General features: G+C 48.0%; 15 protein-coding genes. 13 read left to right on the forward strand and 2 right to left on the reverse strand.

The window, feature by feature from the left end:
• Positions 1-14: 14 nt before the first annotated feature.
• The 9 genes from AC3G2T_RS13790 (at position 15) to AC3G2T_RS13830 (ending at position 5928) form a co-directional block, all read left to right on the forward strand.
• Entirely contained in the window at positions 15-737 is a 723-nt protein-coding gene (locus AC3G2T_RS13790) for a glycerophosphodiester phosphodiesterase (RefSeq protein WP_488435813.1), read from the forward strand.
• Positions 738-767: 30 nt separating this feature from the next.
• Complete coding sequence (locus tag AC3G2T_RS13795) at positions 768-1814, forward strand: LacI family DNA-binding transcriptional regulator (protein WP_488435814.1); 1047 nt, start codon at positions 768-770, stop codon at positions 1812-1814.
• 11 nt (positions 1815-1825) lie between these two features.
• On the forward strand, positions 1826-3199 hold the full coding sequence (locus AC3G2T_RS13800; protein ID WP_488435815.1) for an MATE family efflux transporter: 1374 nt from the start codon (positions 1826-1828) through the stop codon (positions 3197-3199).
• Positions 3200-3263: 64 nt separating this feature from the next.
• Positions 3264-3680, forward strand: a complete 417-nt coding sequence (locus AC3G2T_RS13805; protein ID WP_488435816.1) for an ArsR/SmtB family transcription factor — start codon at positions 3264-3266, stop codon at positions 3678-3680.
• A 13-nt stretch (positions 3681-3693) separates the two neighbouring features.
• Complete coding sequence (locus AC3G2T_RS13810; protein ID WP_488435817.1) at positions 3694-4152, forward strand: SRPBCC family protein; 459 nt, start codon at positions 3694-3696, stop codon at positions 4150-4152.
• A 29-nt stretch (positions 4153-4181) separates the two neighbouring features.
• Complete coding sequence (locus AC3G2T_RS13815) at positions 4182-4604, forward strand: DUF6526 family protein (protein ID WP_474682707.1); 423 nt, start codon at positions 4182-4184, stop codon at positions 4602-4604.
• A 59-nt stretch (positions 4605-4663) separates the two neighbouring features.
• Positions 4664-5023 (forward strand): TfoX/Sxy family protein, encoded by a 360-nt coding sequence (locus AC3G2T_RS13820; protein ID WP_488435818.1) that lies wholly within the window; start codon positions 4664-4666, stop codon positions 5021-5023.
• A gap of 183 nt (positions 5024-5206) precedes the next feature.
• The gene (locus AC3G2T_RS13825) at positions 5207-5614 is read left to right on the forward strand and encodes a type II toxin-antitoxin system RelE/ParE family toxin (RefSeq protein WP_474682705.1); all 408 of its coding nucleotides are present in this window, start codon (positions 5207-5209) and stop codon (positions 5612-5614) included.
• A gap of 5 nt (positions 5615-5619) precedes the next feature.
• Positions 5620-5928, forward strand: coding sequence for a helix-turn-helix domain-containing protein (locus tag AC3G2T_RS13830; RefSeq protein WP_474682704.1), 309 nt, complete (start codon positions 5620-5622; stop codon positions 5926-5928).
• Between the two features lie 327 nt (positions 5929-6255).
• Here AC3G2T_RS13830 and AC3G2T_RS13835 read toward each other — a convergent pair whose 3' ends face one another.
• The gene (locus tag AC3G2T_RS13835; protein WP_488435819.1) at positions 6256-6825 is read right to left on the reverse strand and encodes a P-loop nucleotide/nucleoside kinase family protein; all 570 of its coding nucleotides are present in this window, start codon (positions 6823-6825) and stop codon (positions 6256-6258) included.
• Positions 6826-7143: 318 nt separating this feature from the next.
• Here AC3G2T_RS13835 and AC3G2T_RS13840 point away from each other — a divergent pair, with 318 nt between their 5' ends.
• From AC3G2T_RS13840 to AC3G2T_RS13850, 3 genes are all read left to right on the forward strand, one after another.
• Complete coding sequence (locus tag AC3G2T_RS13840; RefSeq protein WP_474682702.1) at positions 7144-7938, forward strand: IclR family transcriptional regulator; 795 nt, start codon at positions 7144-7146, stop codon at positions 7936-7938.
• A 29-nt stretch (positions 7939-7967) separates the two neighbouring features.
• Positions 7968-8606: a bifunctional 2-keto-4-hydroxyglutarate aldolase/2-keto-3-deoxy-6-phosphogluconate aldolase gene (locus tag AC3G2T_RS13845; RefSeq protein WP_474682701.1), complete on the forward strand. Its 639-nt coding sequence runs from the start codon at positions 7968-7970 to the stop codon at positions 8604-8606.
• A gap of 165 nt (positions 8607-8771) precedes the next feature.
• On the forward strand, positions 8772-10031 hold the full coding sequence (locus AC3G2T_RS13850) for an MFS transporter (RefSeq protein WP_474682700.1): 1260 nt from the start codon (positions 8772-8774) through the stop codon (positions 10029-10031).
• A gap of 48 nt (positions 10032-10079) precedes the next feature.
• On the opposite strand, the gene AC3G2T_RS13855 is transcribed toward AC3G2T_RS13850, so the two are convergent.
• On the reverse strand, positions 10080-10895 hold the full coding sequence (locus AC3G2T_RS13855; RefSeq protein WP_488435820.1) for a hypothetical protein: 816 nt from the start codon (positions 10893-10895) through the stop codon (positions 10080-10082).
• A 264-nt stretch (positions 10896-11159) separates the two neighbouring features.
• Between AC3G2T_RS13855 and AC3G2T_RS13860 the strand changes: the two genes are divergently transcribed.
• Positions 11160-11912, forward strand: coding sequence for a GTP pyrophosphokinase (locus AC3G2T_RS13860; protein ID WP_474682811.1), 753 nt, complete (start codon positions 11160-11162; stop codon positions 11910-11912).
• Positions 11913-12265 lie beyond the last annotated feature (353 nt).

The raw sequence follows: 12265 nt of genomic DNA on the forward strand, positions 1-12265 counted from the left end.
GAGGAGCGAATGCGATGGACACCATGCCCCTGATTATTGCGCATACCGGATGCGAAGGCACGCCGGATAACACTCTGGAGTCGTGTATTGCCGGAAGAAACGCCGGAGCGGAAGTGCTTGAGGTGGACGTGAGGGCGACCAAGGACGGGATTTGCGTGCTGTATCACAACGATCATCCTTGTTTCTCCGAGCTTACTTACGAGGAATTGCATGCGCAGAACCCTTTACAGCTGCAGCCGGGCAAAGAATTGGAAAGGCTGGAAACGGTGCTGCGGGAATTTAAGGGACAGCCGGTCTCTTTTAATTTGGATATCAAAAACGATGAGGCGGCGCTTCCCACCATCGGTCTGCTTGAAACTTTGGATATGTGGGACCAAATCTATTTTACGGGCGACACAAGTTTAATTACAAAATCTCCATATCATGGTAGAGTAGTATGGAATACACCGGCACAGTTGAAAGACATGAGCAGCGCGGATTATGAAACCGCTGTACGGCAAATATGCGGCATGGCCAAACAGGCAGGGCTTGCGGGCGTCAATGCGGACTATCCTTCGTGCCGTCCAGGCTTGGTACAGTGCGCCCACGAACACGGCTTGCGGGTTTGGATCTATACGCTGCAGGACAGCCGGTTGTTTACAGCATATGCCGAAATGAAGGTGGATGCCGTTTCCACTCTCGATGTGAGCGGGCTGACGGCTTTGCGGGTTCGGATGCAGGCATCTTCTCCTTCCTGAACTTAGATCGGAAATGAGGACAGCAGCATAATGGGTGTGAAAATCAAGGACGTAGCCAAAGCGGCAGGCGTCTCCGTCACGAGCGTTTCCAGAGTTTTGAACAAAGGCGATCATGTGAGCGAGAAGCTTGAAAAGAAAGTGCGTCAAGCGATCGAGCAGTTGAACTACTCGCCCAGTCTGATTGCGAAAAGTCTGAAGCGGAATAAGACGAATCTGATCGGGGTTATTATCCCTGACATAACGGGCAATTTTCAGGCGTCTATTCTGAGCAACATCGAGGAGACGGTAGGGCGCAAAGGCTATAACCTGCTCGTTTCCAACATCGTTGAAGATACCGACAAAGTCGTGAAATATTTGAATGTTTTTCAAGAGATGCGCGTCGACGGCATTGTGCTTATGCATGAAAAGCTGAATGAGCATATCCGGCTTTTTTTGCAAAAAAACCAAATCCCGCTCGTCGTCCATGCCGATCTGGGCATGAATTTGCCGACGGTCATGATCGACGACTTCAAAGCTGCTTACGATGCGACAACGTATCTCATCCGCCTTGGCCATCGGCGCATTGCCATGATAGCGGGAGATATGCGGGATCTATGCGCGGGCAGAAAGCGTTACGACGGGTACCTGGCTGCTTTCAAAGATAATGGAATAGAGGCGGACGAGTCGATTGTCCGGTTCGGCGACTACAAGCTTGCTGCCGGCTACCGGTTAATGAACGAGCTGCTTAACGAAGCCGGCGGGACGTTTACGTCCGTATTTGCCGCGAGCGACGATATGGCGGTTGGCGCCATGAACTGTATGTATGATCGCCAATTGCGCGTGCCTGATCATATTTCCGTTGTGGGCTTCGACGGCATCCAAATTTCCGACGTGGTAAGGCCCAAGCTCACGACGATCCAGCAGCCCGTGGATCAAATAGGCCAGGTTACCGTTGAGCTGCTTATGGAACTTATCGAGCGCAACAACGGCCATTCGCAAAGTCCGCCGACGGGAAGGACAATCGTGCTGAAACACGAACTGGTGGAGAAAGCCACCTGCCGCAGAATCAATGAACAGATCGGCTCCTTGAACAAATAAAAGGAGGATTTATGGCAGTACAACAACAAGAGCGGCAATTAACTTTATTCGGATTAATGGGTCCCATTTTTTTGGAACAATTTTTGCAAACGGTTATTTTGAACATCGACACGCTCATGCTCAGCAAATACTCGGATCACGCGGTAGCCGCCGTAGGCGTGGCTAACCAAATTTTGACCGTCGCCCAGCTTCTGTTCGGATTCGTGACCTTCGGACTCAGCGTGCTTATCGCTCAACTGATCGGCGCAGGGAAAGAGCGGGAGGCTGCCAAAGTGACCTCGATTTCGATGGGGTTGAACATCATCTTGGGCGTGATCGTAAGCATCGTACTCGTTATTTTTGCCGACCCGCTGTTGAACATGATGAAGCTGCCTGCGGAATTAATGAATGATGGAAGCGCATTTTTGTCAATGATAGGAAGTTGCTTGGTTACGGTAGCTATAATCGGTACGGCAGCTGCGGTTTTGCGGATGCATGGTTTTGTGAAGCCTACGCTTTTGTTATCTTTTTTTGTCATTACTATAAATATACTTGGAAATTACTTGTTCTTGTACGGACCTTTCGGCATTCCGGTGCTAGGCGTGCAGGGGGTTGCCATTGCGACAAATGTGAGCCGGGTGATCGGAGTAGGGATTGCCTTATGGATGCTTATCAAATTTTTGCGGTATCCTCTTTCCTACCGGGATATGTTTCGCCTGCCGATAAGCTACGTCAAGGAAATTATCAGGATAGGGATTCCGTCCGCGGGAGAAAATATTTCTTACAGCGCTTCACAAGTTTTTATTACGTATTTTGTTTCCATGCTGGGCGTTTCGGCTTTGACTACAAAAATATATACCCAGAACATGACGACTTTCGTGTTTCTGTTTTCGGTTTCCATCGGACAAGCGACGTCGATTTTGATCGGTCGCCTGGTTGGAGCGGGCAAGCATGAAACCGCTTATCGCGTTTGTTACCGCAATTTGCGGATCGGCCTGCTGATTAATTTTGGCGTAGGCTGCTTGCTGGTGGCTTTTTCCGATACCCTCCTCGGTATATTTACGAACGATCCGGAAGTCATTAGCCTCGGGAAAACCTTGATGCTGCTGTCGCTCGTGCTTGAAGCGGCGCGCGCATGCAACGTGATTGTCATCGGAGCGCTAAATGCTGCCGGGGAAGTCAAATTCCCGGTGTATATGGGGCTGATTTCCATGTGGGGCATCAGCATCCCGCTCGCCTATCTGCTCGGTATCGTATGCCACCTGGGGATGCCGGGCATATGGCTGGCTTTTATCGCCGACGAAGGGCTGCGCGGTATCGGCATGCTGCTGCGCTGGCGTTCCCGGAAATGGCAGCACATCCGCTTCGCGATTGTGAGCGGCACCAAAAGCAAAGTAAACGGGTGAACCGGGCGTTTTCCCGCCCATTTCGTCAGTTAATGTCAGTTGCGTCTATTGAGTGGCGTTGCTGATGGTACTGGCGCTTTTTGCAATTGGTAAGGTTATCAACTTGACAATGCGCATGAACAACATTATATTTAACCATATGGTTAAGTATCATGACGAGAATGTTTTAAACGACGTTTTTTCCGTTCTTTCCGATCCGACGAGACGAGAGATGATTACGCAGCTTGCCAAAGGCGAGATGACGGTCATGAAATTAGCCGAGCCTTTTAAAATGTCATTGCCTGCGGTGTCCAAACACCTGAAGGTTCTGGAAAAGGCTGGGCTAGTTTCTGTGCGCAAAGAAGGGAGGTATCGCTATTATTATCTAAATCCGGCGTCAATTGACTGTGCGAATCAGTGGTTATCGGACCTGCGGCAATTCTGGACGTCGCAATTATCCAGACTGGAACGCTTTTTGGACCAAAATACAAACAACAATTAAAGGAGCTATATTAATGATCAATATGCAAGCAGGTAAATTTACACTACAACTTACTTATAACTACAAAGCCGGCAGAGACAAAGTGTTTCAAGCATGGACGCAACAAGAGCAGCTGCAGCAATGGTGGGGACCGGAAGGTTTTACGACGACCGTTGATCGCATGGATGTTGTTGAAGGAGGAAGCTACCGCTTCATCATGCATGCTCCCAATGGAGCCGATCATATTCTTGGCGGCAAGTATGTAGCGATTATTCCGAACGAAAAGCTGGTTTTTACTTGGAAATGGGAGCACGAAGGCTCCGGCGGAGATCAAGAGGATACGGTGGTTACCATTGAGTTTGTGGAGCAGGGTACAGGAACTGAGCTTCTAGTTACGCATGACAATTTCTCCACACAGGCTGAAGCGGAAAATCACAACAAAGGCTGGAGCAGTACCTTGGAAGCCAGCTTCAAAACTTATTTGGAACAATGATCCGATAAATAAAACGAGGAGGTTCCTTGGTGTCTAATCAAAATTTTCAGAATCACAAAAGATTCCACCCGATTTATCATTATTTTTTATCATTGCTTTTACTGGTTATATTGATCGTAACTGTCACCCTTGTCGTCCGAGAAGGTCTAAGCCTCTCTTCGCTGCTCAGTCTGCTGATTTTCATCTATATAGCAGTAAGTTTCTTCTTAATGAGGGCTTACCCGTTAAAAGCGCAAGACAGAGCCATCAGAGCCGAGGAAAACTTGCGTCATTACGTTCTTACAGGAAAACTGCTGGATTCCAGGCTTACTTTTGCTCAAATTGCCGCTTTGCGTTTTGCAGGCGATGGGGAATTTCCGGAATTATGCCAGAAGGCGGCTTCGCAAAATCTGAGCCCCACGGACATTAAAAAAGGAATCAAGAACTGGAAAAGCGACAATGATAGAATATAGCGGCGGGGCCGCGGCTCAAATCTTAACTTACAGTTGTTGAAAAGAGGCATGCACACTCCATGTTACGTCCTGACGATGAATCCAAAGCTTTATTCGCAGCTGTTGTGCCGGGTGACCCGCGGGTTAAGATCAAACCGATGTTCGGCTCTTTGGCCGGCTTTATTAACGGCAATATGTTTACTGGCCTGTATGGACAGGAACTCTTCGTCCGTCTGCCGGAAGAACGGCGCTTGCAACTGCTCCAAGAAGGCGCGACCGAGTTCGCTCCAATGCCGAATAGGCCCATGAAGGAATACGTTGCGATTCCCGGACAATGGCGGAACGATCCGGACAAAATTAGCGGATTGATGGCCGAGTCGCTGTCATGGGCGGAAACCTTGCCCGAGAAAGTACCGGCAAAGAAGAAAAGCAAGAAGTAGGCGGGGCAGTAAGGCGATTTGCCAATTAAACAAAGTGGGCACTTCCGTATAAAGGATGTGTCCATTTTGTTTAGTTTGGGAGTGACGAAATTAGTCAGCTTATAACGTTTGTGTTATAATTATAACAAATTAGTTATATTTTTTGTTAATTCTGCATAAGATAAAATATAAGGGGTCGCTCCGGTGTACAAGTATGAATTCGCTAGTTTGCCCGAAGTCGATGAATTCATTAAGGACCTTGAAGCTAAGAAAAACAGCGGTGACAAAAACGCAAGAATTATTTTCGAAAAGATAGTTTATTGTATAGAACGCGTTCGTATGCAAGGACTTCGTGCCGGAACAAAAATAATTAAGGACCTAAAGGGCAAAGAAAATGACAATTTGTATGAATTGAGACCGCTTGATGAAAGAATATTTATGTGCCTTTGGAATGGAAATCACTTTATCATGTTGTCACATTATAAGAAAGATGCTGATGAAACTGATGAGCTTGAATTGGCAAAGGCAAGACGGTTAAGAGACAAATATATGAGAGAACATCCGGTTGAAAATATCAAGGAAAAAATGAAGAACGGCAAGAAAAGGAGATGATACTTATGAAAACTTGGGACAACATGGTCAACGAAATGAGCTCTGAGAGTCAAAAGGAGATTGAAGTTATTCGCAAGCGGACAGCAATGGTTGTTATGCTGATCGAATTAAGGGAAAGCAAAGGATGGACACAAGCTGAGTTGGCGAAAAGAGCAGGCATGAAACAATCAGCAATAGCTCGGTTTGAGGGTGACACAACAGCGCCTCGTATTGATACAATTATTAGAGTGGCTATGGCTCTTGATGTGGATCTCGCCTTAGTGCCTTCAGATCATTCAGGTCACCACCAAGCAGCGGCAGCATCCTGGGTATAATCTTGATATGCATTACCCACAAAGGCGAACCGTGGATTTCCAAGCCACTGTTCGCCTTTATTTTGCCTATAAAGTCTTGCCGTTCCCCCGCAATCATTCACCCTTGAACGAGTTGGTTTGCAGGTCGGCGTATAGTCGATCGGGTGCGGTTGAACAGGAGTAGGCCAGCTTGTTTGACAAATCGGCTAATGTTAGCCGGATTTGATGTTTTGCGCCTGTGCCGCTGCCGATCCAAAACCGCAAATCCCCGGAATCAACCAACCGACGTCAAAATGGAATGGCCAGCCCGCAGCTGCCTGGCCGAGCTTTCGGAAAGGCTGCCGCCCATTAAAGCGATATCGCTTGATTGAGCTTTTCGATGTCTACTTCAGTGTGGCTATTGTCATACCGTTTGATTTCGATATCTTCCCATAAACATTGCTTGTTTTGCAGGCTTTGCACATAAGTATCCCAGTTGGCAAATTTCCAGGCATCCCGTTCCAGCGCCCGGGCCAACATTCTTTCTTTAAGCACCGCAAAATCGATCGTGACTTGCAGAACCAGCGTTCTTACGTTCCGCCAGTCATATTTTTCTTTTAATTGGCGGATGTAATCTTTATTTGCAAAATAACCGAGGAAAGGCGCATCCAGAACTACAGACCTGCCGATCTGCAAGTTGTCGTTAGCGATGTCCAGCAAGGTTTGATATTCAAGCCCCATGACCACGTTGCTGTAAAAAGCGTTGCCGTCGCGCTCATGCGGGGAGTATCCCTTGGATTCCAGCAAAAGGCCGGTAAATTTGTTGCAAACGACGTCTTTATCGAGATAGCAAAAGTTATAGTCCGATGCGATCCGTTTACCGATCGTTGATTTTCCGGATGCTGCCGCACCGATTAAAAAAATAACTGTAGGCTCCAAAACACGTACCTCCCGAAAAAACTGATGTTATCATGTAAGCGCATTACCAAAATGGACTGTAAATTCACATATGTGAATTTGATTCTAAATAGCGAATCATTATATTTAGATTATCCGATTCTTTACCGCAATTCAATATTGATTCGCAAAATAATATTTGCCATTAATTATTTTCCTCTCCCACTGGGGCAAGATAATTTTTTGGCCGGGGATATTGAAATTATTTAACCACGTGTAATATACTTGAATCAATATTCGTATCCACGAAACGAATTCACATATGCGAATTATAAGCGCAATTTATTTAAAGGAGAATCTATGGAAAAATTTCGCGTAAATAAATCGGCGGAACGGGCACTGGATCTTTTGGTCCTGCTTTCCAAGAGCGGCTCTGCCCTGACTTTAAATGAAATTTGCAAAGAGATGGGCTTGCCGAGGAGCAGCGGGTTTGAATTGGTTCAAACGCTGCTGTACAAAGGCTTTATCGAATTCGATGACGAGCGGCTGAAAACGTATCGTCTGGGCCTTGGAGCTTTTGAAACCGGAATGGCTTACCTGTCCAATATGGGAATTCCTCATCTTGCCAGACCTTTGCTGCAGGAGTTGAATAAACAGACGGGCAGCACGGCTTTTCTGGGAATAGAAGATAAAGGAAAAATTGTTTACCTGGACAAAGCGGAAAATTACTCGGTTGTGCGGCCGACGGCCAAACTAGGCTCGCGAAGATTTATGCACACAACCGGTCTTGGAAAAGCGCTGCTGGCCGCATTGCCTGACGAAAAGATTCAGTACATTGTGGGCGACGGCGATATTCCCGGAAAGACGTCTTATTCGAAAGTGACTTTGCCCCATATTTTGCAGGATATGAAAGAGATACGCGAACGGGGTTACTCGATTGACGACCGTGAAGATAACCTGGAAATGTACTGTATCGGCTCGGCTGTGTATGACCAATCGAATCAACCGGTTGCGGCGATCAGCGTTGCAAGCATGTATGCCGGAATGACGCCCGAGCGCGAGGAATTGATTGTCAAGTTGGTTACCAACACGGCTCTGAAGCTTTCCCGTCAATTGGGATACAGCGGCGAAAAGTTATACATGCATTACGAATAAATGAAAACTCAACCGGAGGGATAACCTATATGTGGAGAAAATTGGACAATCTAAACAAAATTTCGGAAAGCGGAATTGTTCTCATCATTCGTTCCGATAGTGAGCAAGAAGCGCTGGCAGTCGCTGAAGCAGCGATTGAAGGCGGAATTAAAGTGCTGGAAATTACAATGAGCGTGCCGAATGCGCTGCAAGTGATCAAAACCTTGTCTAACAAATATAGCCAAGTATTAATCGGCGCGGGCACGATTTTGGATGGCGAAACCGCCAGAGCGGCTATTTTGGCCGGTGCCGAACTTCTGGTAAGCCCGCAGTTGAATCCGGAAATGATCAAGATGGCCAACCGGTACCAAGCGATTACGATCAGCGGGGCATTCACTCCAAAAGAAGTTTTGGAAAGCTTGGAAGCCGGCGCGGATATTGTGAAGCTGTTCCCGGCTGAAGTCGTTGGGCCGCAATATGTAAAAGCGATCAAAGCGCCGATGTCGCAAGCTCCGATTGCACCGACAGGCGGCGTTACCCCGCAAAATGTGCACGAATGGCTGCAAGCAGGCTGCGTAGGGGTTGGCGTGGGCAGCTACATTACGAAAGCGGCGCAAAAAGACGGCGATTATCGAAAAGTGACCGCTGCGGCAAAAGAGTTTCTTCAAGCGGTTGCCGCGGCACGCTAATTTCCGGTGAGGCTCGCCGGGACTTGATGCCGCTATGGCGGTTGGTATCAAGTTTTCCCGGCGCCGCCGGTTTTTATAGGCGCAGGCAGTCGGCGCTTTTAGCCGATACATGCAAGCGCGTTCAAATAGACAAATATTATTTTAACAAGGGAGTGTTTAGTCGTCATGGCTAAAGCAGCATTACAACCAGCTCCGGCTGTAAGCAAAAAACGTTGGTTTTTTGTCATTCTGATTTTGATTGGGGCAATCGTCAACTATTTGGACCGTTCCAATTTAAGCGTTGCCAATCCGCTTATTTCCAAAGAGTTCAACTTGTCTCCGCTGCAAATGGGCGTATTGCTGTCTGCATTTTTGTGGCCGTATGCCTTGGCCAATCTTCCGGCAGGCTGGCTCGTCGACCGGGTGGGGCCGCGGAAAATGTTTGCCTGGGCAAGCGGCTCGTGGTCCGTCGTCTCGGTATTGAGCGCCTTCACGAGCAGCTACTCTATATTTTATACGCTTCGCGTATTGCTGGGCATTTCCGAATCGCCCTTCTTTCCTTCGGCTGTAAAAGCGATTAACAACTGGTTTTCCAAAAAAGACCGCGGGACGCCGCTCGCCGTGATCAACACCGGTTCGCAGATTGCCAACGGTATAGCGCCCCCGCTGCTGACCGCGTTAATGCTGTCTTTTTCCTGGAAAATCATGTTCATCATCATTGGCGCTGCCGGTTTGGTTGTTATGGCTATATGGCTGTTCACGTATAGAGATCCGAAGAATGGAGAAGTCATTCAAGAGGATGAACAACCGGCCGAACAACAAGCTGCGGCAAAAATAAGCTGGGGCGATCTGTTTAAATACAAATCAACCTGGTTCATGATTATCGGCAACTTCGGTCTCGTATATACGATGTGGACGTTTTTAACCTGGCTGCCGGGTTACCTGGTGCACGATCGCGGCTTAAGTATTTTGAAAACCGGATGGATCGCTTCAATCCCTTTCATGGTGGGCATTATTGGCGTACCGCTGGGCGGCATTATTTCCGACTACTTTATCCGTAAAGGCTATCAACCGATCAAGGCGCGCAAAATTCCTCTCGTTTGCGGTGCGATTGTGGCAGCGGCTGCGGTTATTCCGATCCCTTATGTTTCGAGCATTGGCGCTTGCGTAACTTTGCTGGCGGTAGCTTACTTCGCTTCCTCCGTGCCGACAGGCGTTATTTGGACGCTGGCAACGGACGTAGCGCCGAAAAACATGGTAGCTTCGCTTGGCTCCATCCAAAACTTCGGCGGATTTGTGGGCGCATCGCTTGCGCCGATTGTTACGGGCGCGATCGTTCAGGCGACAGGTTCATTTGAATACGTATTTCTCGTCGGCGCGGTCTTGCTTGTAGTTTCGGCGATCAGCTACGGAATTTTCCTGAAAAAGCCGATAACGGCTCAATAAGCGATTCCGTCCGGGGAAGCCGGATATTGAACGGCGATCGTCGTTATTCTATGGTATTCGTGCCTTCGCGGCGGAAAGAATATCGCTGATCTTGGTTTCAAGCTTATAAACTTTTTGCTGTTCTTCACAGATTTGGCGTGAAAGGGAGACTACGGATGTGAGCGTGCCAAGCACACTGCCGGCGTCTCCTTTTTTTGCCGCTTTTTTGAACGCTGTCCATACTGGAGTTACGTTCGTTTCGATCGTATTGATCGCCTTTTTCTTGGCTTTGAGCTGCACATTGACAGGGTCCGCATCCGACAGGGTGGCGCGAATTTTTTTCGCAGTCTTGGAGGCGGTCTCTTTGGCCGTTCGCAATGCTTCTTCTTTTGTTTTTATGTTGGCGCGCGCCACCTGAACCGGGATTTTCAAAACGTTGATCTGAAAACGAACCATGCCGACGAGGTCCTTGTTATTAATCAAACGCGCTGCATCAAGCTGTTTATTTAATGAGCTGTACTGGTCTAATAACGGTTTGTATCGTTCTCGCGTTTGAACGGCGTCGGCTTCCAGTTTTTCAAGTTTGGCGGCGTCGATTTGCTTGATTTGTTTCTGCAGCGCGGCCAAAGCTTCCCCGTTCGCTGTATGCAGCGCACTGGTTTTTTCATCCCATTCCCCGGTCTGTTTCTGCAGCGTCAGCAGTTCGTCGTACAGGGATTTGATCTTGGCTGCCTGCGTGCGGTCCGCATTCGTGATCGTTTGGTCGAGCGATGTCCGGATGGAGGCGGTGATATCGAGCGAAGCGGCTGCCGCGGCCGCCGGAAAGGCGGAAACAAACAAAAGAGCGGCGAGTAGAACTGCGAAAAATTTGCCAGTGATGTTCAACGTAAATCCTCCCTTGAATCGTTAGAATGAGAAGCGGACCGCAACAAAAAAAGCACCTGTAAGAAAGGCATTCAGCCTTCTCTTACGGGTGCTTCCGTCGTAAGCGATCAATTTTTGAAGATATATGTGATACTATACAAGAAGGCTTGGCGGGTGTCAAGCAAGAAAGCTGCACGCTGTTTACGGACGTCAAGTTTGCACAATGCCGCACAAGTGCATTAAACTAACGAGGAGCGGATAAATAAAGGAAGGAACGAATCGATGATGAACCAACTTTCCATCCATCAATTGAAACAATTTAAAAACGAGTTAACCCGATTCATGATGATGTATAAATTCGCATTGGACGAAATGGAAACAAGAATTGATATTCTGGTACAGGAATTTGAGATGCTTCACGAATATAACCCTATCGAGCATACCAAATCGCGCTTGAAATCGCCCGAAAGCATTTTGAACAAGATGTACAGAAAAGCCTGCGACATTTCGTTTGCCAGCATGAAGGACAAGATTAAAGATATCGCCGGATTGCGCATAACCTGCTCTTTCATTTCGGATATTTATTTGATCAGCGAAATGTTGAAAAATCAGAGCGATTTGAAAGTAATTGAAGAAAAGGACTACATCAAGTATCCGAAGCAAAACGGTTACCAAAGTCTGCATCTTTTGATCGAAGTGCCGGTGTACATGTCGGATCGGCAGGAGAGCGTGTGCATCGAGGTGCAGATTCGTACTATCGCGATGGATTTCTGGGCAAGCCTGGAGCACAAAATTTATTACAAATATAACGAAGACAACCGAGCCGTACCGGAACGGCTGCTTGAGGAACTGAAACAAGCCGCGTCCGCCGCGTCCGCCCTGGACCGGCAAATGGAACGCATCCATAAAGAGATCGAAATGATCAAGGAAGAGCAATCGGAAATATCCGTAGACCAGCTGAATCGAATTATCATTAACAATCAGCAGTTTGCTTTGCCGCAGGCGCTGCTGGGGCTTTTGGGCGACAAAAATGAATAGGGAACGTCCGCGTCCCTATATTGCTTCACGCGAGGGCGCCGATTCGGCGCTCTTTTTACGTGCTTGCGCGCGGCAGTTCGTTAAGCGGCCTGGCGCTTGCAAAGCGTGCGAAACCTGCAAAGCCTGCGAATGTGCAGGCTTTTCGGATGGAAACGGCTCGTTTAGGGGAAAAGCCTGCAATTGTGCAGGAATTCCCGGTCAAGACGGCCTGAGCCCTGCGCATTCGCTGAAAAACCTGCAGATTTGCAGGAATATTTCGTTGCAAGCGTATCGACGGACCAAAAGATGCACTTTTGCAGGCTTTTAGCACGCAATGCCAGTTCCAGCGGCTCGTTAACGGGGGGCTTTTTCCT

The sequence above is a fragment of the Paenibacillus sp. sgz302191 genome (assembly GCF_057749925.1).

Coding starts and splice junctions, on each gene's coding strand:
- AC3G2T_RS13790 (WP_488435813.1), top strand. CDS start 15: ATGGACACCATGCCCCTGATTATTGCGCATACCGGATGCGAAGGCACG.
- AC3G2T_RS13795 (WP_488435814.1), top strand. CDS start 768: ATGGGTGTGAAAATCAAGGACGTAGCCAAAGCGGCAGGCGTCTCCGTC.
- AC3G2T_RS13800 (WP_488435815.1), top strand. CDS start 1,826: ATGGCAGTACAACAACAAGAGCGGCAATTAACTTTATTCGGATTAATG.
- AC3G2T_RS13805 (WP_488435816.1), top strand. CDS start 3,264: ATGGTACTGGCGCTTTTTGCAATTGGTAAGGTTATCAACTTGACAATG.
- AC3G2T_RS13810 (WP_488435817.1), top strand. CDS start 3,694: ATGATCAATATGCAAGCAGGTAAATTTACACTACAACTTACTTATAAC.
- AC3G2T_RS13820 (WP_488435818.1), top strand. CDS start 4,664: ATGTTACGTCCTGACGATGAATCCAAAGCTTTATTCGCAGCTGTTGTG.
- AC3G2T_RS13830 (WP_474682704.1), top strand. CDS start 5,620: ATGAAAACTTGGGACAACATGGTCAACGAAATGAGCTCTGAGAGTCAA.
- AC3G2T_RS13840 (WP_474682702.1), top strand. CDS start 7,144: ATGGAAAAATTTCGCGTAAATAAATCGGCGGAACGGGCACTGGATCTT.
- AC3G2T_RS13845 (WP_474682701.1), top strand. CDS start 7,968: ATGTGGAGAAAATTGGACAATCTAAACAAAATTTCGGAAAGCGGAATT.
- AC3G2T_RS13850 (WP_474682700.1), top strand. CDS start 8,772: ATGGCTAAAGCAGCATTACAACCAGCTCCGGCTGTAAGCAAAAAACGT.
- AC3G2T_RS13860 (WP_474682811.1), top strand. CDS start 11,160: ATGAACCAACTTTCCATCCATCAATTGAAACAATTTAAAAACGAGTTA.